This window comes from Rhodococcus yananensis, assembly GCF_020515525.1.
GTDB classification, from domain to species: Bacteria; Actinomycetota; Actinomycetes; order Mycobacteriales; family Mycobacteriaceae; genus Rhodococcus; species Rhodococcus yananensis.
The window spans coordinates 12,818-36,889 of record NZ_JAIYEP010000045.1 but is presented as its reverse complement, the minus strand read 5'-3'; the positions used below and the strand labels follow the sequence as shown (position 1 = coordinate 36,889).

23 protein-coding genes, 1 tRNA gene and 2 pseudogenes are annotated in these 24,072 nt (G+C 67.0%); 15 read left to right on the top strand and 11 right to left on the bottom strand.

The window, feature by feature from the left end; all coding sequences use genetic code 11:
- Positions 1–269: pseudogene (locus tag LDQ05_RS12365) on the top strand (hypothetical protein); the annotation flags it as partial.
- A 632-nt stretch (positions 270–901) separates the two neighbouring features.
- Here the strand turns inward: LDQ05_RS12365 and LDQ05_RS12360 are convergent.
- The 3 genes from LDQ05_RS12360 to LDQ05_RS12350 all read right to left on the bottom strand — a co-directional run bounded on the left by LDQ05_RS12360 (position 902) and on the right by LDQ05_RS12350 (position 1,564).
- Entirely contained in the window at positions 902–1,183 is a 282-nt protein-coding gene (locus LDQ05_RS12360) for a hypothetical protein (RefSeq protein ID WP_226437256.1), read from the bottom strand.
- A gap of 37 nt (positions 1,184–1,220) precedes the next feature.
- Positions 1,221–1,361 carry a hypothetical protein gene (locus LDQ05_RS12355; protein ID WP_226437255.1) on the bottom strand — a complete coding sequence of 47 codons (141 nt, stop codon included), beginning with the start codon at positions 1,359–1,361 and terminating at the stop codon, positions 1,221–1,223.
- A 129-nt stretch (positions 1,362–1,490) separates the two neighbouring features.
- Positions 1,491–1,564: transfer RNA gene (locus LDQ05_RS12350), tRNA-Gly, on the bottom strand.
- Between the two features lie 134 nt (positions 1,565–1,698).
- Between LDQ05_RS12350 and LDQ05_RS12345 the strand changes: the two genes are divergently transcribed.
- The 4 genes from LDQ05_RS12345 to LDQ05_RS19730 all read left to right on the top strand — a co-directional run bounded on the left by LDQ05_RS12345 (position 1,699) and on the right by LDQ05_RS19730 (position 3,823).
- Positions 1,699–2,343: a TetR/AcrR family transcriptional regulator gene (locus LDQ05_RS12345; RefSeq protein WP_226437254.1), complete on the top strand. Its 645-nt coding sequence runs from the start codon at positions 1,699–1,701 to the stop codon at positions 2,341–2,343.
- Between the two features lie 34 nt (positions 2,344–2,377).
- Positions 2,378–2,968, top strand: coding sequence for a dCTP deaminase (dcd, locus tag LDQ05_RS12340; protein WP_226437253.1), 591 nt, complete (start codon positions 2,378–2,380; stop codon positions 2,966–2,968).
- A gap of 291 nt (positions 2,969–3,259) precedes the next feature.
- The gene (locus LDQ05_RS12335) at positions 3,260–3,571 is read left to right on the top strand and encodes an Rdx family protein (RefSeq protein WP_226437252.1); all 312 of its coding nucleotides are present in this window, start codon (positions 3,260–3,262) and stop codon (positions 3,569–3,571) included.
- Positions 3,572–3,688: 117 nt separating this feature from the next.
- On the top strand, positions 3,689–3,823 hold the full coding sequence (locus LDQ05_RS19730) for a hypothetical protein (protein WP_264184945.1): 135 nt from the start codon (positions 3,689–3,691) through the stop codon (positions 3,821–3,823).
- 79 nt (positions 3,824–3,902) lie between these two features.
- Here the strand turns inward: LDQ05_RS19730 and LDQ05_RS12330 are convergent, their stop codons facing one another.
- From LDQ05_RS12330 to LDQ05_RS12320, 3 genes are all read right to left on the bottom strand, one after another.
- A complete protein-coding gene (locus LDQ05_RS12330) occupies positions 3,903–4,580 on the bottom strand; it encodes a PaaI family thioesterase (RefSeq protein ID WP_226437251.1) in 678 nt (225 codons plus the stop codon).
- A gap of 682 nt (positions 4,581–5,262) precedes the next feature.
- Positions 5,263–6,345, bottom strand: coding sequence for a potassium channel family protein (locus LDQ05_RS12325; RefSeq protein ID WP_226437250.1), 1,083 nt, complete (start codon positions 6,343–6,345; stop codon positions 5,263–5,265).
- Between the two features lie 66 nt (positions 6,346–6,411).
- Positions 6,412–7,053 carry a TetR/AcrR family transcriptional regulator gene (locus LDQ05_RS12320; RefSeq protein ID WP_226437249.1) on the bottom strand — a complete coding sequence of 214 codons (642 nt, stop codon included), beginning with the start codon at positions 7,051–7,053 and terminating at the stop codon, positions 6,412–6,414.
- Positions 7,054–7,221: 168 nt separating this feature from the next.
- Here LDQ05_RS12320 and LDQ05_RS12315 point away from each other — a divergent pair, with 168 nt between their 5' ends.
- The gene (locus LDQ05_RS12315) at positions 7,222–8,673 is read left to right on the top strand and encodes a DHA2 family efflux MFS transporter permease subunit (RefSeq protein ID WP_226437248.1); all 1,452 of its coding nucleotides are present in this window, start codon (positions 7,222–7,224) and stop codon (positions 8,671–8,673) included.
- Between the two features lie 4 nt (positions 8,674–8,677).
- Here LDQ05_RS12315 and pcaG read toward each other — a convergent pair whose 3' ends face one another.
- Both pcaG and pcaH read right to left on the bottom strand, forming a co-directional pair.
- Positions 8,678–9,358: a protocatechuate 3,4-dioxygenase subunit alpha gene (gene pcaG, locus LDQ05_RS12310; protein ID WP_226437247.1), complete on the bottom strand. Its 681-nt coding sequence runs from the start codon at positions 9,356–9,358 to the stop codon at positions 8,678–8,680.
- Positions 9,355–10,110: a protocatechuate 3,4-dioxygenase subunit beta gene (pcaH, locus tag LDQ05_RS12305; protein WP_226437246.1), complete on the bottom strand. Its 756-nt coding sequence runs from the start codon at positions 10,108–10,110 to the stop codon at positions 9,355–9,357. The genes pcaG and pcaH overlap by 4 nt, the downstream gene beginning before the upstream one ends.
- 101 nt (positions 10,111–10,211) lie before the next feature.
- Here pcaH and LDQ05_RS12300 point away from each other — a divergent pair, with 101 nt between their 5' ends.
- Genes LDQ05_RS12300 through pcaC form a run of 3 tightly spaced genes read left to right on the top strand, consistent with a single transcriptional unit; the run spans position 10,212 to position 13,441 of the window.
- Positions 10,212–11,141: a LysR substrate-binding domain-containing protein gene (locus LDQ05_RS12300; protein ID WP_226437245.1), complete on the top strand. Its 930-nt coding sequence runs from the start codon at positions 10,212–10,214 to the stop codon at positions 11,139–11,141.
- 57 nt (positions 11,142–11,198) lie between these two features.
- Positions 11,199–12,521: a lyase family protein gene (locus tag LDQ05_RS12295; RefSeq protein WP_226437244.1), complete on the top strand. Its 1,323-nt coding sequence runs from the start codon at positions 11,199–11,201 to the stop codon at positions 12,519–12,521.
- Positions 12,521–13,441, top strand: a complete 921-nt coding sequence (gene pcaC, locus LDQ05_RS12290) for a 4-carboxymuconolactone decarboxylase (protein ID WP_226437259.1) — start codon at positions 12,521–12,523, stop codon at positions 13,439–13,441. Before LDQ05_RS12295 ends, pcaC begins: the two co-directional genes overlap by 1 nt.
- Before the next feature lie 104 nt (positions 13,442–13,545).
- On the opposite strand, the gene LDQ05_RS12285 is transcribed toward pcaC, so the two are convergent.
- Positions 13,546–14,415: an alpha/beta fold hydrolase gene (locus LDQ05_RS12285; RefSeq protein ID WP_226437243.1), complete on the bottom strand. Its 870-nt coding sequence runs from the start codon at positions 14,413–14,415 to the stop codon at positions 13,546–13,548.
- Between the two features lie 140 nt (positions 14,416–14,555).
- Between LDQ05_RS12285 and LDQ05_RS12280 the strand changes: the two genes are divergently transcribed.
- From LDQ05_RS12280 to LDQ05_RS12270, 3 genes are all read left to right on the top strand, one after another.
- A complete protein-coding gene (locus LDQ05_RS12280) occupies positions 14,556–15,800 on the top strand; it encodes an amidohydrolase (protein WP_226437242.1) in 1,245 nt (414 codons plus the stop codon).
- Between the two features lie 93 nt (positions 15,801–15,893).
- Positions 15,894–17,417: an MFS transporter gene (locus tag LDQ05_RS12275; RefSeq protein WP_226437241.1), complete on the top strand. Its 1,524-nt coding sequence runs from the start codon at positions 15,894–15,896 to the stop codon at positions 17,415–17,417.
- Positions 17,404–17,967: a TetR/AcrR family transcriptional regulator gene (locus LDQ05_RS12270; protein WP_226437240.1), complete on the top strand. Its 564-nt coding sequence runs from the start codon at positions 17,404–17,406 to the stop codon at positions 17,965–17,967. The genes LDQ05_RS12275 and LDQ05_RS12270 overlap by 14 nt, the downstream gene beginning before the upstream one ends.
- Positions 17,968–18,119: 152 nt before the next feature.
- Here the strand turns inward: LDQ05_RS12270 and LDQ05_RS12265 are convergent.
- Together LDQ05_RS12265 and LDQ05_RS12260 are read right to left on the bottom strand one after the other, a co-directional pair.
- Positions 18,120–18,641, bottom strand: a pseudogene (locus LDQ05_RS12265) (enoyl-CoA hydratase); the annotation flags it as partial.
- An 81-nt stretch (positions 18,642–18,722) separates the two neighbouring features.
- Complete coding sequence (locus LDQ05_RS12260) at positions 18,723–19,607, bottom strand: LysR family transcriptional regulator (protein ID WP_169687105.1); 885 nt, start codon at positions 19,605–19,607, stop codon at positions 18,723–18,725.
- Positions 19,608–19,743: 136 nt separating this feature from the next.
- Here LDQ05_RS12260 and LDQ05_RS12255 point away from each other — a divergent pair, with 136 nt between their 5' ends.
- The 3 genes from LDQ05_RS12255 to LDQ05_RS12245 are packed head-to-tail and all read left to right on the top strand — an operon-like array spanning position 19,744 to position 24,003.
- A complete protein-coding gene (locus LDQ05_RS12255; protein ID WP_372461095.1) occupies positions 19,744–21,093 on the top strand; it encodes an MFS transporter in 1,350 nt (449 codons plus the stop codon).
- A gap of 34 nt (positions 21,094–21,127) precedes the next feature.
- Entirely contained in the window at positions 21,128–22,831 is a 1,704-nt protein-coding gene (locus tag LDQ05_RS12250) for an acyl-CoA dehydrogenase family protein (protein WP_226437239.1), read from the top strand.
- Positions 22,831–24,003 carry a CaiB/BaiF CoA transferase family protein gene (locus tag LDQ05_RS12245; protein WP_226437238.1) on the top strand — a complete coding sequence of 391 codons (1,173 nt, stop codon included), beginning with the start codon at positions 22,831–22,833 and terminating at the stop codon, positions 24,001–24,003. The genes LDQ05_RS12250 and LDQ05_RS12245 overlap by 1 nt, the downstream gene beginning before the upstream one ends.
- The last annotated feature ends 69 nt before the right edge of the window (positions 24,004–24,072 follow it).

The window sequence follows — 24,072 nt, the reverse complement described above, 5'->3', positions numbered from 1 at the left end:
CGAAAGATCCAGTGGAACAACCCGGCACGAGCGGTCGGGCGGTCAGCTATCTCCACACTCTGCCCGAAGGCGCGCAAAGGAAGTCACGACGACAGCATCAGCCGATCGGTGCATTGAGGTTTATGGGCCACTCGAAGGTCACGACCACCCTCAGCGTGTACGCGCACCTCTTCGAGGATGACCACGCCGACGCGATGGCCGCGCTCGGAGCGATGGGGCAGCCGGTCGAGCGCGGCGACAACGTTGTGCCGATCAGGCGGGAGGGTTAGTCAAGGGGTGGGTTGACATGATAGTTGAAGAAGCATGCGGCGTCATATCCGGCGTGATTGCGTTGGTACTTGCTGGAGTTGCGGAGAAATATTGTGACATAACGGAGTTCGCCCACATCGGTGTGCGCGACTGTCCACTTTAGCTTCACTCGTCCTCCTGTCGCTGACTCGCGGGTTGCATCCCAGTTGGGGCTCATCGGCAGGTCGGGGTACACGTGCAACGACCATGTGAGTTCTCGATCGCGAGGATCGGTTCCTGCGAGTTCGAACTCGATCTCATCGCCAACGTCGAACCGAGGTACGGATGTGCGGTCGGCAGTGCTCGGATATGAGATCCCACGAATCGCGTCTTGGCCTGAGCTGTCGCGAGCGGAGTCGATGGACGAGTAATGCGATGCGGAGCCATCCTGACTGCTCCGATACCGCGCCAGTTGGTTTCGGATCTGACCAGCAGCGCCCGCCAACAGTAGTCGTTCCGAGGGAACAACAGGGCGCGAGTGCCCGATCGTGTTGCGGATATCAAAGATGATGTCGAGGTAGACGTCGGTTCGGGCTTTGTCGTCAAGTATCGGCTTGACAGCTGGCCAGTTCTTGCCGATCAGCTTTTGGAGTAGGTAGACCTCTGAGTAGTCCTAGAGATCCTGACTGACCGTGATGCCATCGCGCTTTTGGTCTTCCTCGACTCGTTTGGTCTCAAGTTTTTGTATGTCGTCGGGCTCCAGTTGTGATTGCCAAGCGGGAACCGCCAGTCGCACCACGTCGCGAAGCGCGGTTTCAGCTGCGACAAGCTCGGTGTAGGCGTCGACCCCGGCACTGTTGAGTTCGGATGAGGTCGCATCGTCTTCAGGTCTGGGATCGGGAGCTGTCTTGAGGAAGCGCGCGAGCTGGATCAGATTTGCCTGGTCGCCGTCCATGAGCGTGCGACCCCAGTTTGGGCCGCTATGGTCATCCTCAGATGATCTGAAACCCGAACCGCGTAACCATCAGCTCAATGTCCGAGTAGTCGCGGTTGCCTTCCCAAAGCGCATCACGCGTGGCGATTACGAGTTCGTAGTGTGCGCCAGGGTCGAGCAGTTCGTCCGTTTCAGTCACGACCGGGATTCTCCCATGCCCAGCCGACGTTAAACATTTGTCCGCTCGCTCGCGGCGTATTCGCGGCGTCTCCGGAGATGATGAAGGGCGCTCCCGATTGTGGGGAGCGCCCTCTACCTGTTGAAACGCTGGAGCCGATGACGGGAATCGAACCCGCGTATTCAGCTTGGGAAGCTGATGTTCTACCATTGAACTACATCGGCACGCTGGGCTTTTGCCGATTCTCACCGGCTCCTCCCGAGCACGGAGCAAACTGTAGCAGACTCCCTGAGCGGTGGTGCACACCACTGTGGGTGTGGTGGGTCGCGACTGCTCCGGGGCTGAGAGTATGGACGTCATGGCAACCGGACGGATCTACGGTGGACGTGCAGGTGAGGAGCGGCAGGCTGATCGGAAGGCCCAGCTGATCGAGGCCGGGTTGGATCTGCTCGGGGCGCCGGACGGTGAGCCGGTGTTGTCGGTGCGTGGCGTGTGCAAGCGTGCCGGGTTGGCGTCGCGGTACTTCTACGAGAGCTTCGCCGACCGTGATGCGCTCACCGGTGCCGTGTACGACCATGTCGTTCAGACGATCGCTCAGAGCACGCTCGCGGCGGTGGGTGCGGCGCCGCAGGACGACGACCGCGCGATCGTGTGGGCCTGCGTACAGAACATCGTGCGGGAGATCGCGGACGATCCGCGGCTGGGGCGCATGCTGTTCTCCGTCAGTCAGGCCGATCCACAGCTCGCGAAGCGGCGTCTCGAATCGTCGCGGATGTTCGCGGGGCTGGTGATGGCGCAGGCCGAGAACATCTACGCGGTGAGGCAGAGTCCGCGCCTGGACCTGGCCGCGCACTATGTCGTCGGGGGTCTCGCCCAGGTGCTCACGGCATGGCTGGACGGAACTCTCCCGCTCGAGCAGGACGTCGTCGTCGACGAGTGCACCGAGTTGTTGCTCACCATGTCGGCGCAGCTACGGGCGACGAACTCCCCGCCCGGGGAGTAACGGCCACGCAGCGGTGGGTTGTTAACCTCTACGCGTGCTGCTCTCCGATCGTGACATCCGCGCCGAGATCGCTTCCGGGCATCTCGGCATCGACCCCTTCGATCCGGACCTCGTGCAGCCGTCGAGTGTCGATGTCCGTCTCGACAGCTTGTTCCGGGTGTTCAACAACACCCGCTACACGCACATCGACCCGGCGAAACAGCAGGACGAGTTGACCTCGCTCGTGGAGGTACCGAGCAACGAGCCGTTCGTGCTGCATCCCGGCGAGTTCGTGCTCGGTTCGACGATGGAGCGTTGCTCGCTCCCCGCCGATCTCGCGGGACGTCTCGAAGGCAAGTCGTCGCTGGGGCGGCTCGGGTTGTTGACGCACTCGACTGCCGGCTTCATCGACCCCGGTTTCGACGGGCACATCACCCTCGAACTGTCGAATGTCGCGAACCTGCCGATCATTCTGTGGCCGGGAATGAAGATCGGGCAGCTGTGTCTGTTCCGGTTGACGAGTCCCGCGGAGTTTCCGTACGGGAGTGCGGCGGTCGGGTCGAAGTATCAGGGGCAGCGGGGTCCGACTCCGTCGAAGGCGTACCTCAATTTCGTGCGCGTCCACCCTGATTCGCGTCCGAGTTGAACGAATCGGGCACTTCGTTCGCACGGGTACCTACCCGATCGGGTAGTTTCTGCGGACATTCCCCGGTTCTTTCCGGTAATCGCTCGCATGTATCAAGATCGCGTGTCTAGACTCGCTTGTGTCGTCCTCCTGTCCCCCCTGCGAGGACGACCCCTGCGCAGTCCGGTATCCCCCCATCTCCGGGCTGCGCCGAAGCTCCGCCGACCCACCACCACGGTCGGCGGAGCTTCACTTCGATCGGCACCGGTGCGACCGTAGGTGGGCGCGGCACCGCCGACTATTCTCGTCGCCATGACGACGACCGGACCGCGCATCACCATCACCTACTGCACGCAGTGCCGGTGGTTGCTGCGCGCCGGATGGATGGCCCAGGAGTTGCTCACCACCTTCGGAGCGGATCTCGGTGAGGTGGCGCTCGTTCCCGGTGTCGGAGGTGTCTTCCGGATCGCCGTGGACGATCGGATCGTGTGGGACCGCAAGGACGACGGCGGATTCCCCAACATCGCCGTCCTCAAGCAGCGCGTCCGCGACGTCGTGGACCCGGGGCGCGACCTGGGGCACTCCGACCGTGGGCAGGGCCACGGACGCACCGCACCCGCATGATCGGACGGCGTATTTGGCGGGGCGTCACAGCAGGGATATAGTGACGACGATCACTCACCGGGGTGTATGTGATCTGCGTCCGCCGGGCATGCCGGCATCGACTCGACGAGGATTGTGTTGACGACCTGCACGACCGACACACTGTACGACAACTCTGCCGCACCGGGAACCACCGAGTGGATCAAGGCACACCTGGCGCGGATGGACGAGGACGTACGGTTCGACGAGGTCGGGGCCGACCGCCGCAACTGACGTCGAGGCTCCGCCGGCGACGGGGAGTGCGGGCGTTGCGCACGCCGTCGCCACCGAGGAGCGTTCGGACAGAGGAGTGTCAGGACGACGGTTCCGACACGGCGGCCTCGCGTGCCTCACGCATCCACCGGGGTGCGATGAACACGCCCTCCGCCTCGACGCACACCTCACCGGCGCAGGAGATGAAGCCGGTGACGAACGCCTTCGCGCCCTCGATCCGATCGAGCCGGGCCTCGGCGCGGAGGTCTCCGAGCGGGGTGGGGCGCCGGTAGCGGACGGTGAGGGTGCCGGTCATGCCCGGCGCCCCCGCATGACGGGCGGTGTCGCCGAGCACCTGGTCGAGGACCAGCGCCGACACTCCGCCGTGTGTGTATCCGGCGGGACCTTCGTAGCCGGCGTGCAGGTGGAAGTCCGCCCACACCCGCCCGTCGGGATCGACCTGCAGATCGAGCGGGGGAGCGACTGCGTTGCGCAACCCGATCGCCGCATTCCCCCACGTCCGGAAGGAACCCGAGTCGTTGAACCGCGTGCCGAACGGGCCCGACTCCTTGTCGCGTGCCAGGATCTCCCGGGCTGCCGCGAGGTGTCCACGGGCCTCGGTGACATCGGTGTCGTCGGCGCGGGTCTGGATGCCGAGCAGGATCAGGTCCCGCAGGTCCTGCGTCAACGGTTCGTAGCGGGCCGCCTGGCGAGCGATCTCGTCGTCGGACAATCCGTCGTTGACGTACAGGCTGTGGATATCGGGGGAATCCGTCATCGCTCGGTGTCTCCGTGTTTCGAACAGTGGGCCGCTCTTCATCGGAGCAAGCGACACCCGCCGTTGTCAACGTGGGATCTGCTGGTCGGGACGGTCCCGACCGGCGTGCGGGCCGCGGAGAATCGGCGTGCGGGGTGTCCGTAGAGCACATCGCCGGGAGCGGCCGACCGCCTTCGGCACGGCTCGGCGGGGGGAGGACGGCGACGCCGGTTGCGAGGCGTCGGTGGTCGCGGCCCCCTCCGTCGTCGCGGGGCGGGGTTGCTCACCGAGCGTCGTCGTACGTCCCGGGTCGGTCGATGCGGCGATCGCTCATCGACCAGGGCGCTGCCGATGCGCGGGGCCGAAATGCCTACGCGAAAGTGACTTTCGCAGCGGGGGACGTCCTCGCGCGCTCGCGTGCGACGGTGCGGTGACGGTGTGCGGGCGGGTGGCCGATGCTGCCGTGCGTGCGGCGTCGGTCCTTCGGCTCGGCCGGACACGGAGTTCGCGGCTGCGGCGTGTTCGTCGATCGTGTCGTCGTGATGGATCGCCGCCACCGGGGTGCCGATGTGATGGCGGCAACCTCGGTCTCCGCGGGTGACGCGATCGAGCATCGCCGCCCCGATTCATGAGATATCCCACGTCGCGCAGGCGGCCGACGGGTGCGTTCCGCGCGCATTCCACGTCGGGGTGGAGTCCGCGGTCAGTCCTCGATCGACCGGTCGGTCGCGAGCCTGAGGTACAGCAGGGTGTCGCCCTCGACGAGCGTCGCGACCTCGGGGGAGCCCACCCGGTACAGCGACCCCCGACGTTCGATGCCGAGAACGATCTGCCGCAGGTGACGCGGATCGGCACCCACCTCGTCGTCGTCGACCTGACGCTCGGAGAGCGTGAATCCCATCTCGGGGGTGAGGATGTCCTCGATCACCTCGACGACGTGCGGTGCGCTCGTCGCGACACCCAGCAGGCGACCGGCTGTCTCGGACGACACCACCACCGAATCGGCGCCCGAGCGGCGCAGCAGATGGGCGTTGCCGGATTCGCGGATCGCGACGACGAGTTTGGCGGTGGCGCTGATCTCCCGCACGTTGAGGGTGATGAGGACCGCGGAGTCGTCGCGGCTCGTCGCGACGATCACGGCGGCGGCGCGTTGCACCCCGGCGAGCCGCAGCACGTCGGATTTGGTGGCGGAACCCTGCACCGTCACCAGGCCCTGTCCGGCCGCGGTCTCGAGGACCACCGGGTCGGCGTCGACGACGACGATCTGCGACGGGGGCACCCCGTCGCCGAGCATCGCGTCGACCGCGGAGCGTCCCTTCGTTCCGTACCCGACGACGACGGTGTGGTCGTGGACGCGGCGTCGCCAGGACTGGATGCGGAACGTCTGCCGCGACGACTCGGTCAACGCCGACAGTGTCGTGCCGACCAGCACGATGAGGAAGAAGACGCGCAGCGGTGTGATCAGGAGGACGTTGACCAGTCGCGCGCCGGGCGTGACCGGGGTGATGTCGCCGTAGCCGGTGGTCGAGAGCGACACCGTCGCGTAGTAGACGCAGTCCAGCAGCGACATGCCGTCGCCCCGTGAATCACGGTAGCCGTCGCGGTCGATGTAGACGATGAGGACCATGAGGAACAGGGCGCCGAGCGCGTAGCCGATGCGGCGCACGATGGCGCGTTCGGGACTGGCGATGCTCTGGGGAACCTTCAGGACACCGACCAGCGCGAAGTCGGGGCGCTCGGTGAGCTGATCGGACCGGCTGAACCGGGCACGCAACCTGTCGGGCATTGACTCACTCTTGCACGATGCGGCGCGTCACGCCGAAACATCACCGGCCATCGGCCGGGAAAATGGTCAGCCGCCTACGACGCGACGGTGCTCGGTCCGCACCGCGCGGTAGATCGCCACGAGGTCGGCGTCGTCGCCGGCCTCCACCTGTTCCGCCCAGGTGTCGAATGCGACGTGTGCCGGCACCGCTGCCGATTCGATGAGCAGCCGCGCGTAGGACGGTGGACGGATGTCCCGCACCTTCGCGGTGACGGCCTGGGTGATGCGGCAGATCGTGACGCAGTCGCTGGCGTAGACGAACGAGCGCAGGTGGTCGTCGGTGACGACCAGGCGACGGGTGCGCAACAGCAGGTCGCGGGTCTCGTCGGTCTCCTGGGTCAGCCGGCGCAGCGACCGCTCGTGGAGTGCTTCGACACCGTCGAGGTCGATCTTCTCGGCGGGGGTGGCGGCGAGCCAGTCGAGCACCTCCGCCTCGAAGTCGCGGTCGTTGATGTAGACCGATTCCTCCTTGGTGGCGAAGCAGCGGAAGAACGTGCTCGGTGACACACCGGCGCGGCGTGCGATCTCGTCGACGGTCGTCACGGCGGATCCCTGGGCTTCGAAGAGTTCCAGCGCGGCGCGGGTGATCTCGAGGCGTGTCTCCTGTTTCCGGCGTTCCCGCAGGCTGGGGGCGCGGGAGGGGGAGGCTGCCTCGGCCGGGGGTGTCATCGCGCTGGTCCTTTCGCTCCGGCGGGTGCCGCGCACGGGCTCCTATCGCCCGCCAATGTAGCAGCGAAAATCAATTTGACAGTCTCTCTCATCTCGAGTGAAGCTTTCACGACCGCGCGATCGCGGTTTCCGTCGTGCTCGATTTCATTGATTTGAGAAGGCTCCGCAATGCAGACACCACAGACACAGGACAGGCCGGACACCGGCCACGAGAAAGGTCTCGCCCCCGGCAGCGCGCTGTTGATCGGTGTGCTGGTGATCGCCGCGTTCGTGATGATCCTCAACGAGACGATCATGAGTGTCGCGCTACCGGTCCTCATGCTCGATCTGGACATCTCCGCAAGCACCGCGCAGTGGCTCACCACTGGCTTCATGCTCACCATGGCCGTCGTCATCCCGGTCACCGGGTACCTGTTCGAACGCTTCACCCTCCGGCAGGTGTTCGTCGCGTCCATGGGTGTGTTCAGCCTCGGCACCCTGCTCGCGGCGGCCGCACCCGGCTTCGAGGTGCTGCTCGCGGGCCGTATCGTGCAGGCCGGCGGCACCGCCATCATGCTGCCGCTGTTGATGACGACGGTGCTCCGCGTGGTTCCGGTCCATCGTCGCGGCGGGATGATGGGCATCATCTCCATCGTCATCTCGGTTGCCCCGGCGGTGGGGCCCACCATCTCCGGCATCGTGCTCGACGCCCTCGACTGGCGCTGGATGTTCTGGATCGTGCTGCCCATCGCGCTGATCGCCTTCGGCATCGGCGCCAAGCTGGTCCGCAACGTCACCGAGATCAGCCGCCCGCCCCTCGACGTGCTGTCGGTGATCCTGTCGGTGCTCGCGTTCGGTGGAATCGTGTACGGACTGAGCTCGATCGGGCATTCGTCCGGTGAGTCGAGCATCCCGGCGTGGATGCCGCTGGTCGTCGGTGTCGTCGCCCTCGCGGTGTTCGTGCGGCGGCAGATCACCCGCCAGGGCGACGGGCGCGCCCTGCTCGACATGCGCCCGTTCGCCACGCCCGTGTTCAGCATCGGCCTGACCACCGTGGTGATCAGCATGATGTCGCTGTTCGGCGCGTTGATCCTGCTGCCGCTCTACATGCAGAACGTGCGCGGACTCGACACCCTCACCACCGGTCTGCTGTTGCTCCCCGGTGGCCTCGCGATGGGTCTGCTGTCGCCGTTCGTGGGCCGGCTCTACGACCGTGTCGGGGCGCGTCCCCTCGTGATTCCCGGCACGATCGTCGTCAGCGCCTCACTGTGGTTGATGACGCTGCTCGATGCCGGGTCGTCGCTGCCGATGGTCATCGGCATCCACGTCCTGCTCATGCTGGGGCTCGCGTCGGTGATGACCCCGCTGATGACCTCGTCGCTCGGATCGGTGCCCGCCGAGCTGTACTCGCACGGCAGCGCGATCTTCAGCACCGCGCAGCAGCTCGCGGGTGCCGCCGGCACGGCGCTGTTCATCACGGTCATGACCAACGCTGCCGCGTCGCGTGCCGCCGACGGGGCGACGGAGCTCGCCGCGAACGAGGGCGGGATCCACACCGCCTTCCTCTACGGCGGCATGATCTCCCTGATCGCGGTGGTGGCGTCGCTGTTCGTGGGACGGGCACCGGCAGCGGATCGCTGACCGATCAGATGTCGAGGAAGACCGTCTCGCGTCCGCCGTCCGGGGTGTCCTGCAACCGGATGTCGAACGTGTAGACGGTCTTTCCGTTCCGTGTGCCGCGCCGCGCGATCAACGTGTTGCGGCGTACCTCCCATTCGATCGAGCGCAGCAGCGGATCGGCGGCGTTCGCCTCGGTCTCGTCGTCGAAGTAGACCCGGGTGTGCAGGCCGAGGTTGATGCCCCGCGCGAAGAGCACCATCGCGAGGTGCGGGGCCTGGATCGTGTCACCGGTTCCCGGTACCGGCCCGGGCTTGATCGTCTCGAACGTGTAGACACCGGTGTCGAAATCGCCGCCGGTGCGACCCCAGCCGCGGAAGAACTCGTCGCCCCGCTCTCCTCGCGGGTCGGCGGGGTGGTGGTACCTGCCGTCGGCGTCGGCCTGCCAGATCTCGACGAGCACATCGCGGACCGGGGTGCCGGAACCGTCGAAGACGCGCCCCTCCACGGTGATCCGCTCGCCGCGGGTGTCGTCGGACACGAGGACGTTGCCGAAGTTGTTGTCGAAGATGTCGAAGCCGGCCTGCTGCGGGGCGAGACCGATGTGCACGTAGGGGCCACCGGTCTGCGAGGGTGTCTCCGGTCGGCGCTGCACCATCGGGAACGGGGTGAGCGGCGGCAGATCCGGTGTGGGAGAGAAGGAATTCATCGGGCGGCTCCCGTCGACCGGGGGTTCTCGAAGAAGGTGGCGCGGCGGCCGCGCAACGTGATGTCGAAACGGTACGTGCGACTGTCGAACGGAGTGTTGTTCGCCGGATCCGCTTGCGCGATCAGGCTGCGGAGCTGGTTGCGGGACGGGACGGTCGCTGCGATCGGGCACTGCTCGATGAGCGGGTCACCCTCGAAGTAGGACTGCGTGATCAGTCGCTGCGCCCAACCGTCACCGATGATCGAGAAATGGATGTGCGCGGGGCGCCACGCATTCGCGTTGTTTCCCCACGGATAGGGGCCGGGTTTGATGGTGCGGAAGAAGTAGTAGCCGTTCTCGTCGGTGACCATGCGTCCGCAGCCGCCGAAGTTCGGGTCGATCGGCGCCAGATGATAGGTGTCGTTCTTGTGTCGGTAGCGGCCACCGGCGTTGGCCTGCCACGCCTCGACGAACGCGCCGCGCACCGGATTTCCGAACTCGTCGCGTACGTGGCCGTGCATCACGATGCGTTCGCCGATGGGCAGTCCCCCCTTCGCGAAGTTGAGGATCATGTCGTTGTCGTGCGCGCCGAGTTCGTCGGGCAGGATCATCGGCCCGGTGCGCTCGGTGAGGGTGTTCCGCGGGGAGAGAAGCGCGTTGCGGGGCGACCGCAGCACCGAGGTGCGATAGCCGGGGGTCAGCGCCGGGGGATGCTGAGTGAGGTCGCGTTCGACGAACTCCCCGTACCGGTGGGTCGGATCGGCGGTGGTCATGGGCCACTCCGTTTCGTGGGCTGAGGGCGTTGAGGCAACGATATGGGTTCCTTTCGCTCATGTGAATTGACGAATACGGCCCATTTGCATAACTTTTGCTTATGGAAAACGCGGGGTTGTCCGGTCGTATCCGTCTGCGTCACCTGCGGTGTTTCGTCGCCGTCGCGCAGGAACGCCAGGTCGGGAGGGCCGCCGCTCGGCTGCGCCTGACGCAACCGGCCGTCACCAAGACACTCAACGAACTCGAACTGCTCGCCGGCACGAAACTGCTGGAGCGAGGCCGTCACGGTGCGCGCCCGACCACCGCGGGCCTCCGCTTCCTCGACCACGCCGAACGCGTCGTCCGCGCGTTCGACACGGCGGTCGCGGACCTCGCCGGAACACCCGGGACCGGTCGCGACACCGTGCGCATCGGATCGCTGCCGTCCGCCGCATCCGTGCTGCTCCCGGACGTGCTCACCGCGCTGCACGACCTGCATCCCGACGTCGGCGTGCAGGTGCACACCGCGCCCAACACCGACCTGCTCGCCGCCCTGCGCGGCGGCGACGTCGACGTCGTGATCGGGCGGATGAGCGACCCCGACACCATGCGGGGTCTGTCGTTCGAACTGCTCTACGCCGAAGCCCTCGCGTTCGTCGTGCGCACCGGTCACCCCCTCGCCGGCCGCTGCCCGACGGTCGCGCAGATCTGCGAGTACCCGCTCGTCGTCTCCGGCACCGGCACCGTGCCGCGCCACCACACCGATGTGCTGTTGCGCCGCCACGGCATCGACCTACCCGCGGGCACCGTCGACACCATCGACGTCGCGGTCGCCGCGACGCACGTGCGTGGAAGCGACGCCGTGTGGGTCGTTCCCGAACGCGTTCCCGCCCGGGACATCACCGAGAAACGCCTGAGCCGGCTGCCCGTCGACACCGTCGGAACCGCCGAGCCCATCGGCGTCGTTCGTCCCGCCGCCGCCGCATCGTCTATCGTCGACGACATCGCCGCGCTGTTGCGCCGCGTCGCGCACGGCCCCGCCGACATGTGAGAACGCGCCCGCCCCCGGACTTTCCGGGGATCCTCATCGACGATGCCCGAGGACCCGATGCCCACTGGACCAGACCCTCACCGGGGACCGCTGTTCGACGCGGTCCTCGGCGCCGACGAACTCGCCCCGCTGGTGTCCGACCGCGCGTGGATCGGTGCGCTCCTCGAGGTGGAGAGCGCGCTGACCGCGAGCGCCGTCGGCATCGGCCGGGCCACCGCCGCCGACGCCGCGGCCGTCGCGGACGCCGCCGCCGCGCTCGCCCGCGACCTCGACCCCGCAGAACTCGGCGCGCTCGCCGCGGCCGGCGGCAACCCCGTCATTCCGCTCGTCGAACTGCTGCGCGAGCACGCCGACGCCCCGGCCGCCGCCGTGCACGTCGGCGCCACCAGCCAGGACGTCATGGACAGCGCGCTCATGCTGCTCGCACGGCGCGCCGGAGCGCGGACCCTCGGATACCTCGACGCCGCCGCCGACGCCGCCGCCGCCGTGTCCCGCGACCATCGGGCGACCCCGATGATCGCGCGCACCCTCGGACAACAGGCGCTGCCCACCACGTTCGGGGCGCTCGCCGCGTCGTGGCTCACCGGACTCGACGACGCCCGCGACGAACTCGGTCGTGCACTGACCGCGCTGCCCGTGCAGTACGGCGGGGCCGCCGGCACCCTCGCCGCGGTCGCGCCGCACGGTCTCGTCTTCGCCGACGACCTCGCCGACCGGCTCGGCCTGGCCCGGCAACGCGTGCCGTGGCACACCGTGCGCACCCCGATCACCCGCCTCGCGTCGGCGCTCGGTGTCGCCGCCGGCGCCGTCTCGAAACCCGCCTCGGACATCGTGCTCATGGCGATGACCGAGATCGGGGAGGTGTCCGAGGACACGCCGGGGGGTTCGTCGGCCATGCCCCACAAACGCAATCCCGTGGCGGCGATCGCCGCGCGCGCGGCGGCCCGGCGCGTACCGGGGCTCGTCGCGACGGCCCTGGCCTGCGCCGACCACGAGTTCGGGCGGGCCGCGGGGGCGTGGCACGCCGAATGGGAGACGCTCACCGAGTTGCTGCGGCTGACCGGGGGCGCCGTGCGTCGTCTCGCCGTGAGTCTCGACGGCCTGCACGTGCACGTCGACGCCCTCGACCGCAACCTCGCGCTCACCGGCGGCGCCGTCCTCGCGGAGAAGGTCGTCACCGCACTGTCGCGACACGTCGACGACGCCCGCGCCATCGTCACCGACGCCGCGGTGTCGGGGGTTCGGCTCGACGAGGATCCGCGGATCACCGCGCACCTGTCGGCGGGTGAACTCGCCGGCCTGCTCGACCCCACCCGTTATCTCGGGCACGCCGCCGACCTCGTCGACCGTGCCCTGGCCCGACACGGAGGACGCGCGTGATGCTCGAATACGAACGACACGGTGATCCCGACGCCCCCACGGTGGTCCTGGCCGGATCGGACGGTGCGGCGTGGGCGGCGCAGATCGCGGCACTGTCGCCGGACGCGGAGGTGATCGTCGTCGACTCTTCCGCAGCCCCCGAAGAATTCGCGGCGCGGATCCTCGATGTCCTCGACGAGATCGGTGTCGGCGCTGCTCATCTCGTGGGGCACGGTCACGGCGGCGCACCCGTGCAGTGGATCGCCGCGCACCGTCCCGATCGGGTGCACACGCTGACGCTGCTGTGCGCGCCCGCGCGGTCCGGATCACCGGAATGGGACGGCCGTACCGATCTCGCGCGGATCGTCGCCCCCACACTCGTGATCGCCGGTGCCCAGGACCGGGAGGTGGCGCCCGAAGCCGCGAGGGAGGCGGCCGACGGCATCGCCGATTCCGAGTTCCACCTTCTCGACCCGGGTACGCATCTCGTGCACGTCGAGCAGGCGGGTCGGGTCGGTGTTCTGATCCGCCGTCATCTCGCGCGGTCCGGTCCGCTCGAGCGATATCGGTCGGCCGCCGTCGACGTCGGTATGCGGATGCGCCGGTCGGTGCTCGGCGACGCCCACGTGGACCGGGCGACGGCGCAGGCCACCGAGTTCACCGCGCCGTTCCAGGATTTCATCACCCGCACCGCGTGGGGCGACATCTGGGCGCGTCCCGGTCTCGACCACCACACCCGGCGCCTGCTCACCCTCGCGATCCTCACCGCGGTCGGTAACGAGCACGAGCTCGACATGCACATCCGTGCGGCGCTGCGAGCGGGCATGGATCCCGACGAACTCATCGAGGTCTTCCTCCACACCGCCGTCTACGCGGGTGTGCCGAACAGCAACCGTGCCTTTGCGATGGGGAGGCAGGCGTTGGCCGACCTCGGGGTCTGACGTCGTGACCGTGCTGGACCATGAAGCACGCAACGCAAAGGTGAGGCTCGCAACGCCGATGGTTGACCATTGGCGTTGCGAGCCTGACATCAAGGGTGCGAGCCTCAGCCGAGCAACTCCCGCAACACTGCTGCGAAGCCCTCCGGGTCGCCGGGCACACCGTATCCGTCGGCCGTGAACCCGGCGTGGCCGCCGGGAAACAGTGTGAGCTCGACGCCCAGCCGCCGCGCGACCTCCGCTGCTGCGCGAGCGGAGACCTCACCCGTCGACTCCCTGCCCGCTCCGATCACAATGCGGGTCGACGCCTGCGCCAGTGCGCCGAAGTCGGGTTCGTATCCGGTGCACGACTGCAGATTCTGGCTGAGCAGAGCGTCGTCGCGGGAGCCGTCGTCCTCGGTGCTCATACCGAACATCGACGGGTCGGGCGCGGGCACGGCGAGATAGGACGGTTCCAGTGGGCCCGTTTGCGACAGCATCATCGCGAACTTCGCCATTGCCGGACCCATCCCGCTGCGCTGGTAGCTGGCATCGATGTCGTCGATCACCGCTTTGATCACCGAGTGGTCGGGCAGGAGTGGGCACGCCGGCGGTTCGTGCGCGATCAGCGTCCGGACTTGTTCGGGATGTACCGTGACCAACGCGAGGCCGTTCACCGCGCCGCCGCTGCTGCCGAACAGGTCGACCGGGCCGACGCCGAGTGCCTCGATGAGGCGGTGCAGGTCGTCGGCGTGGAGGTCGGGCGTCGAAAGGCCGGGGGTGTCGCGGGGGCTGCGCATCACGCCGCGAGGGTCGTAGGTGACGACGGGGCGGTCGACGAACTGCGCCGCGAGCGCTGCGAATCCTCCCGCATCCATCGGCGACCCCACGATCAGCAGTGGGGTGCCGGACTTCAGGGAGCCGCGGATGTCGTAGGTGAGGGTGGCGCCGGGAACGTCCAGGGTGGCGGTGGTGACGGGGCGATCGATTGTGGTCATGCCGTGACAGACCGGGGTCGACGACAGAACTCATCGGTCAGGTCCGAGATTGCCCGATCGCGGGTATCGGCCCGCCGATGGCCGATACAGTAGATACTCGACAAGGACTCCCAGTGTTCCGCATCGGAAGGGACGAGCTTGTGACCAGATCCGGCAAGGTGGAAATCGATCCGGCGCTGATCGATCTGTACAAGGACCTTCACAGACATCCGGAACTCGGATTCCAGGAACATCGCACCTCTGCCATCGTGGCCGAGCGATTGAATGCTCTCGGGTTCGAGGTCACCACCGGTGTCGGGAAGACCGGAGTGGTCGGGGTGTTGAAGAATGGCGCCGGACCGACCGCATTGCTTCGCGCCGACATGGATGCCCTCCCTGTCAAGGAGGACACCGGCCTCGACTACGCCAGTACCGCTACCGCCGTGGACGAACACGGCGAGACGAAGCCGGTGGCGCACGCGTGCGGTCACGACATGCACATGACGTGCCTGCTCGGCGCAGCGCAGATTCTCTCCACTGATACTGCGAGTTGGTCGGGCACACTGCTCCTCGTCTTCCAACCGGCCGAAGAGTTGGGTGCGGGAGCCCAAGCCATGGTCGACGACGGGCTGTTCGACAGGTTCCCCAAACCGGATGTGGTGCTCGGTCAGCATGTGGCGCCGCTTCCGGCAGGCAAGATCGCCGGACATCCCGGTCTCTCGTATGCGGGGTCGGACTCGCTGCGCGTGCGTGTGATCGGCCGAGGTGCGCACGGGTCGATGCCGGAAGCATCCATCGACCCGATCGTCATTGCGGCCGAGGTCGTATTGCGTCTGCAGACGATCATCTCGCGCGAGATCCCGAGCACGGCGACCGCGGTGCTCACGGTCGGCTCCGTTCATGCCGGAAATGCGGCCAATGTCATTCCCGGTGAGGCGGAGCTCCAACTGAACATCCGCAGCTACGACGCGGGGGTACGGCAAAAGATCCTCGACAGCGTCGACCGCATTGTTCGCGGCGAATCTGCGACAGCGGGCGCCCCGGAAGAACCTGAAATTACCTCGATCGAGCGGTTCCCGGTGGTCACGAACGATCCTTCCGCCCTGAACAAGACGTTGGATGCCTTCGCTACGTGGTTGGGGGCGGACAAGATCCTCGACCCGGGGGCGGGCGCGGGCAGCGAGGACGTCGGAGTCCTCGCCACGAGCGCAGGTGCGCCCCTGGCGTATTGGCTGCTCGGAGGAGCGGATCCGTCGGTGTTCACCACGGGCGACATGACGGATCCCGCGCTGCTGAAGGTGCCGTCGAACCACTCGCCGCACTATGCGCCGGTCATCGAACCGACCATGACGATCGGGGTCACGGCATTGGTCACCGCAGCGCGAACCTGGTTGCCGGTGACGTAGCGGATTGTCGGCGCCCCTGCACAGGGGCGAAGCTCCTCACAACATCCCTTTCGGGTTCTACAACAGTCCATATGGACTGTTATGGTTCTGCGCGTGACCGAAGAACAGACCCTTGCACCACGCGCCGGACGTCGCGAATGGTCGGCCCTCCTCGTCCTCGTCCTCGTCGTGGTGTTGATTGCGGTCGACAACACAGTGCTCTACCTGGCCGTGCCGTCGATGGCCGCCGACATCGACCCCAGTTCGACGCAGTTGTTGTGGATCGGCGACATCTACTCGTTCGTGCTGGCAGGTCTGCTCATCACGATGGGCAACCTGGCCGATCGCATCGGTCGCAAACGGTTGCTGCTCATCGGTGCTGCAGGGTTCGGTGTCGCATCCGTCATCGCGGCGTTCGCACCCAACCGCGAAACCCTCATTGCTGCACGCGTTCTGCTGGGCGTGGCAGGCGCGACGCTGATGCCGTCGACGCTGGCGATCATTCGTGCCACATTCCTCGACGCGAAACAACGCACGACGGCGATCGCCATCTGGGCGATGGGCGCCACCGGAGGCGCCGCGATCGGTCCGCTCGTCGGCGGTGTCCTGCTCGAGAACTTCTGGTGGGGCTCGGTGTTCTTGATCAATGTGCCGGTGATGGTGATCGTGCTGGTCGCCGGGCCGATGCTGCTGTCGGAGTCGCGCGGTAGCTCCGCTCTGACGATCGACGTGATCTCGGCGTTGTTGTCGATCCTCGCCATCGTCCCGGTGGTGTACGCCGTGAAGCACTGGGCCGGTAGCGGGCTGGACTGGAGCGTCCCGGTCACCGCGGTGTTCGGCCTGACCATGGGCTACCTCTTCGTGCGCAGGCAGATGCGACTGCCGAATCCGTTGCTCGACCTCTCGTTGTTCCGAATGCCCGCTTTCTCGGGTGCCGTGGCCGCCAACGGCCTGGCGATCTTCGCGTTCCTCGGGCTGCTGTACTTCTTCTCGCAGTACCTGCAGCTTGTCCGCGAATACGGCCCGCTGAAGGCAGGTTTGGCCGAACTGCCGTCGACGATCGCATCGATGATCGTCATCCTGTTCGTCGGTGCGCTCGTGGCACGTATGGGAACCGGTCGCGCGATCGGGCTCGGGCTCGCGACGGGAGCGATCAGCCTCGCCGGGCTCGGCCTGACCGTTTCGATGTCCAGCTATTGGGGCCTCGGTCTGTCGCTGGTCCTCCTCGGCCTCGGTGTCGGTATCGCGATGACACTGTCGACCGACGCCGTGGTCTCCGCGGTTCCCGCGGAACGTGCCGGAGCCGCATCCTCGATCGCGGAGACCGCTTACGAGCTCGGCGGAGCCTTGGGAATCGCGGTGCTCGGATCCGTTCATCTGGCGATGTACCGGTCGCATCTCGATCTGCCCGCGGGTACCGACCCGTCCGACGCGGCGACCGCCGAAGATTCGCTGGTTTCGACCGTCGCGACCGTCCTCGACCCGATCGTGGTCGACCATGCCCGGTCCGCGTTCGCGACAGCGGTGCAGACCACGTCTTTCGTCGCCGCGGTGATCCTTGCGGTCTCAGCCGTGGTGGCCTGGCGTGTGATCCCGTCTCCGCGGGGTGCGACAGTGGGGACCCATGAAGCGCACTGATCAGGTTGTCACCCGCGACAAGGAACGCACCCGCCGAGCGATCCTCGAAGCCGCCGAGCAGATGTTCGCCGAGCGTGGTTCGAAGGTCAGTCTCGCCGATATCGCTGCTGCGGCGGGGGTGACCAAAGGTGGCTTGATGCACCACTTCCCGAACCGCGACGCTCTGGTCTACGGCGCGCTCGAACACGGCATCCTGCGCGTGTGGGAGGAAGTACACGCCCACGTCGAGCTGTCGGAGAACAGGCCCGGAAAGTTCACGCGAGGTTATGTGCGCGCCCTCACCGGGGGCAGTGCCTACCTCATGGACATCTTCAACCCCGGTACTCTGCTCGCCACGCTCGGGAACTCTGCGGAGGTCGAGGCGCTGTATGTGCGGGACGCCGAGAAGTGGGACGCCGCATTCGCTGCAGACGGCCTGCCATGGCCGCGTGTGCTGGTGATCCGGTCGGCGGCCGAAGGGCTCGCCCTCTCGGTGGCGAGCCCGTATCTGAGCAGCAACGACCTCGATCTCGCGCGTGCGGAACTGCTGGCGCTCACCGAGGAGCACTAGCGCTGCGGAAGTAAGCAGGGCAAATGTAAACCTCGCAGGGCTGGTGGGTGACCACTGGTCCTGCGAGGTTCCTGTTTCGTCTGCTTACTTCGGTGCGCGGTCACGGAATGGCAGGCCTAGGCGTTCTGCGCGCGTCCCGCAGCGCGGGGTTCGGCCTGCAGTGCCTCTTCGGCATCGACGAAGTTCCCCGACAGGCTCATGCGCCGCGCGAACCCGCGACCCACGGCGGCGGGCAGGCGCGACGTCAGCCCCCAGCCCGGGAGCACTCCGACGCGGGCGTGGGTGTCGGCGAATCGTGCGCGCGTCGAGGCGATGAGAATGTCGCATGCGAGAGCCAATTCGAGGCCACCGGTGATGGCGGCACCGTTGATCGCGCCGATCACAGGCTTCGACAGCGGCGTCCACGGATGCCCGACGGGAATGCTCTCGTCCTCGACCTTCAGGAGCGTGTTGCCGCCGGATCCGAGTTCCTGGAGGTCGAGACCCGCGCAGAAGGCGGGGTCGGAGCCGGTGAGGATGACGACGCTGGTCTGGTCGTCGGCGTCCGCTGCGGCGAGTTCCGCGCGCAGGGTATCGATGAGCGCCGAGTTGAGCGCGTTGCGTTGCTGCGGTCGGTTGAACGTGAGAATGCGGACGGGTCCGCGCTGTTCGACGAGCAGGATCGATTCCGGCACAGCTTCTCCTCGGTGCTCTCGTGCTGCAGTGCTGTCCTGCTGCGAATTGACCTCTGTCTACCCGATGTGAAGTGTGCGGCGCTATCGGGCGCCGGGCATTTCGCGTAGCACCTCCAAGACCCGCTGGAGCGCGGGAGCGGTGTTGCCGCGTCGCCATGCGAGCGCGATCGGAAGTATCGGGCCGCCGTCGAGTGGGAGGTACTGCACGCCGTCGACGGTGATGTGCGCGGTCGACGCCACGACGACGGCGATCCCGACACCCGCGCCGACGAGAGCCAGGAGGCTGTACGGGTCGGGGGCTTCACGAGCGATGGTCGGTGCGAATCCTGCCGACGCGCACACGGTGAAGGTGGCATCGCGTACGAGTGAGCCGTGTGCTGCGGGATAGACCACCAGCCGTTCACCTGCGAGATCACCGGGTTCGAGAGTGTCTCGGTCGGTAAGTCGATGCCCGGCCGGTACCGCGACCATCAGGGATTCGTGTCGCACGGTCTCGGTGGCGAAGTCGTCGGGGACGGGGAGGCCGACGATGCCCATGTCGAGCAGGCCCTGGGCGACGAGATCGAGCACTTCGCCCGAATAGGTCTGGGGGCGTAGATCGAGTTCGATGCCGGGATGGTGATCCGCGAGCTCGCGGGTCAGCTCGGACAGCACGGTGTAGCCGCTCGCCCCGCCGAATCCGACGCTGACCACGCCGGTCTCTCCGGCCGCGGTCGAGCGCACCACCGCGCGTGCCACCTGGAGCTGTGCTGCGATCACCCGCGCCGGGGGCAATAATGCCGTGCCTGCGGCGGTGAGCTGCACCGATCTGGTGGTGCGCTCGAACAATCGGGCGCCGAGTTCTCGTTCGAGGGTGCGGATCATCTGGCTCAGCGGCGACTGTGCGATGTGCAGTCGTTCCGCGGCGCGTCCGAAATGCAGTTCCTCGGCAACCGCGAGGAACGCCTGCAGCTGACGGAATTCCATGTCGCCCTCAACTCAGTGGAATATCCACATAATCATGTCGAATTAGGTCTTGGACTTTACACGATCGTCCGTCGATAGTGATACGCACCTCATTCATTCGCGGACATGGCCCGCACGACACGCCTCGGAGTGCATCGTGAATCCAACCCCAGAGCACACCGCGCACGACACAAAAGCTGCGCGCCGAGCCGGCGTGACCGCCTTCGTCGGCACCACGATCGAGTGGTTCGACTTCTACATCTACGGCACGGCGTCCGCGCTGGTGCTGGGCAAGCTGTTCTTCCCCGATGTCTCCCCGGCAATCGGCACGCTGGCCGCATTCGCGACCTTCGCGGTCGGATTCATCGCACGACCACTCGGCGGCGTCGTCTTCGGCCACTTCGGCGACAAGTTCGGACGCAAGAACGCCGTCATCACCACCCTCGCGATCATGGGCATCGGCACTGTCGGCGTGGGCCTGCTGCCGACCTACGCCCAGATCGGTATTTGGGCGCCCATTCTCCTGGTCCTGTTGCGCGTGTTGCAGGGCATCGCGATGGGCGGGGAATGGGGAGGTGCCGTCCTCATCGCCACGGAATTCGCCCCACCACGCAAGAAAGTGCTCTACGGCGCGTTCGCGCAGCAAGGATCACCTGTGGGCAATCTCCTTGCGACAGTGGCCTTCCTCGGCCTGACCGCGATGTCCGATGCCGCATTCGAAGGCTGGGGTTGGCGGATCCCGTTCGTTGCCTCCGCCGCACTGGTGGTCGTGGCCCTCTACATCCGGCTGCGGATCCAGGAAACCCCCGAGATGAAGGCGGCAGTCGAGTCCCAGGAGAAGAAGCGTCTTCCGCTGGCCGAGGTGCTCAGCACGCACAGGACAGTCCTGCTGCTCGGAGTCGGTGCGGTGGTCGCCGGTGTCGCGATCACCTACGTCAAGACGACCTTCGCGCTGGCCTGGGCCACGACGGATCTCGGATTCGACCGGGGCGACTTTCTGCTCGTCATCACCCTCGCGCTGGTCGCGCAGGTCATCGTGCAGCCGTTCGGCGCCATCCTCGCCACCCGCATCGATGTGCGTCGAGCAGTGCTGTGGATGTTGATCCCCGAGCTCGTCGTCCTGCCGCTGATGTTCGTGCTCATCCAGACCGGCTCGCTCACCTGGGCGATCATCGGCATGGTCCTCGCAACGGCGCCGCACGCGATGTACTACGCGGCGCTGGCGGGCATCCTCGCGCAGGTGTTCCCCACTCACATCCGTTACACGGGGATCTCGCTGTCGTACCAGCTGTCGACGGCAATCTTCGCGGGTACAGCTCCGATGGTCAGCCAGTTCCTGCTCAATCGCACCGGAACGATCTGGCCGGTCGTCGGACTCGGGCTCGGATACGTTCTGCTCTCGCTGGTCTGCATGACAGCGCTCCTGCGCCGATCGGCCACCGCGTCCGGTGCCGACGCCGAACCTGCGGACCCCGCGCCCGCCCGCGCACCCGCTGCCACCCACTGACTTCCGCCGAGAACACACTGCCGAAAGGACGACGATGAACTACGCACACGAGGATCCCGCACTCCGGGCAGTGCTCGACCGGTGGATCGACGAACCCGACCGTGAACTCACCGAGCGTCTCCTCGACCGCCTCGGCGCCGACGCTGCACAGCGACTCGATGCACTCGCCGCCACCGCCAATGCACACCCCCCGACACTTCGCCAATACGACTGCGACGGCGAGCGCATCGACACCATCGACTACCACCCCGCCTATCTGGAACTGTGCCGCGCCGCGTACTCGGAGTACGGACTCTCTGCGCTCTCGCATCGCCCTGTTCACGGCTGGACGGACGTGCCCCCGCATCTCGTCAAGTACCTCGCGTCCTACCTGTTCGTGCAGGCCGAGTTCGGGCTCGCATGCCCGGTGTCGATGACCGATGCCGCTGCCCGCACGCTGCGCATGTTCGGCGATCCCGACGTGTTCGGGCCCTACATCGACGGGCTGACGTCGACCGACCCGGACGCGGCGCTGACCGGCGCGATGTTCATGACCGAGACGCAGGCCGGAACCGATATCGCGCAGACCGAGACCCGCGCCGAGCGCGACGGCACGGCGTGGCGCCTCACGGGCCGTAAATGGTTCGCCTCCAACCCGGATGCCGACGTCATCGTCACGCTCGCTCGGTTCCCGGGCGGCGCCGAGAACTCCACGCGCGGCGTGGGAATGTTCATGGTGCCCAAGCGACTTCCCGACGGAACGCGGAACTCCTACACGATCGACCGGCTCAAGGACAAACTCGGAACCCGATCGATGCCCAGCGGTGAAGTCACACTGCACGGTGCCTACGCGCTGCAGGTCGGCGAACTCGACCGCGGGTTCCGGCAGATGACCGAGATGCTCAACACCTCCAGGCTCTCCAACGCGATGCGTTCCAGCGCGCTCATGCGCCGCGCGCTGCGGGACGCGGTCGAACACACCCGGGTTCGGGAAGTGTTCGGCAAGACCCTGTTCGACCAGCCACTCATGCGCGCGACACTGCTGCCGCTCGCACTCGACGCCGAGGCAGCACTCGCACTCGTCGCCTACAGCGGAGCCACCCTCGACCGTGCCGACCGCGGTGACGACGCTGCACGCAGCATCGTCCGGATCCTCACCCCCGTCGCGAAGCACTACATATGCAAGCGTGCGCGCACCGTGACCGGTGAGGCGATGGAGATCCGCGGCGGCAACGGGTACATCGAGGACAGGGTGTTCGCGCGGCTCGTCCGCGACTCGCACCTCGGGTCCATCTGGGAGGGCTCGAGCAACGTCATCGCTCTCGACGTCCTGCGCTCCATGCGCAAGAACGGTGCACACCGAGTCCTGGCGGTAGCGATGCGCGCGATCCTAGAATCCGCGGGAGGCGACTGCGTACCCGCCGTCGCGGAACTGTGGGAACTGTGGGATGCGCTCGAAGCCAAGGGGGAGGAACTGCTCGCGAGCGACGACGTGCGCGCTCAAACCCTCTGCGCCACCTACACGGACGATCTCGCGCGCACCGTGATGGCCACGCTGCTCGTCGACCTCGCGTCCGGCCGCATCGCGCGTGGTCGCGGATACCGGTCGCTGCTGGTGGCGAATGCCTATCTCAGCGGCCTTGCCGGCGAACCGAATGCCGTCGCGCTGGCGCACCTCGATGCCGTCGTCGACGGCACCGACATCGACCCGTCCGTTGCGCACGCCGCAGCGACGGACTCACTTGCAGGAGCACGCTGATGACCGAGAATCCCGTCACCGGACCGGCGCCCCTCGCCGGAGTCAAAGTGGTCGATCTGTCCAAGATCCTGGCCGGACCGTACGCAACGATGTCGTTCGCCGACCTCGGCGCCGACGTCACCAAAGTGGAGCATCCCGACGGCGGCGACCCCACACGCACGTGGGGCCCCCCTTTCGTCGGGGACGACGCCACCTACTATCTCGCGGTCAACCGCGGCAAGAAGTCGGTGACCCTCGACCTGAAATCGGAGGAAGGGCAGCGGATCGTCCACCGCATGCTCGAGGACGCCGACGTCGTCGTCGAAAACTTCAAGCCGGGCAGCGGACTGCAGCAGATCTTCGACTACCGTGCACTGTCGGAACGGCACCCGCACCTCGTCGTCCTGCACATCTCCGCGTTCGGCGACGAAGGGCCCCTGTCCGACCAGCCGGGCTACGACATGGTCGCCCAGGCAGCGGGTGGGCTGATGTCGCTGACCGGCGAACCCGGCGGTGCCCCCATGAAGTCCGGTTACGCGATGGGCGACCTCGGTGCGGCGCTGTTCGGTGTGATCGGTGTGCTCGCGGCGCTGGTCGAACGCGGCAGAACCGGTCGCGGACAGTACGTCACCACCTCGCTGTTCGAATGCCAACTCGCGATGCACGTCAACTGGGCCACCAACTATTTCGCAACGAAGCAGCGCCCGCACGCCCTCGGCTCAGCACATCCCAATCTCGCTCCCTACCAGGCATATCCGGCCAGCGACGGCTACTTCGTCGTCGCGGTCGGCAACGATTCTCTGTGGGAGAACCTGTGTACGGCGATGGGTCGCGCCGAACTCGCGACCGACCCGCGGTTCCTCCGCAACCGAGACCGCATCGAGCACCGGGACGATCTCGAACAGGTGCTCACCGAGGTGTTCGCCGCGCACACCGTCGAATACTGGTGCCGGGTACTCGAGGAGCACGGGGTGCCCGTCTCACCGATCCGGCATCTCGACGAGATCTACGACGACCCGCACACCGCCGCGATCGGCATGATCGGCACCGTCGACCACGCGTCGGGTCCGCTCGAACAGATCGCGTTCCCCGTCAACTTCGGAGGAGTGCGGCCCCGGCTGCGCTCGGCGCCGCCGGTGCACGGTGAGCACACCGACGACGTGCTGGAGAAGTACCGCGCCGTGTCCGTCTGACATTTGTCACGGTGATCTCGTGACAGCCGGGGATCGCGGCGCGTCCCCGTGAACCACAAGAATTCCGAT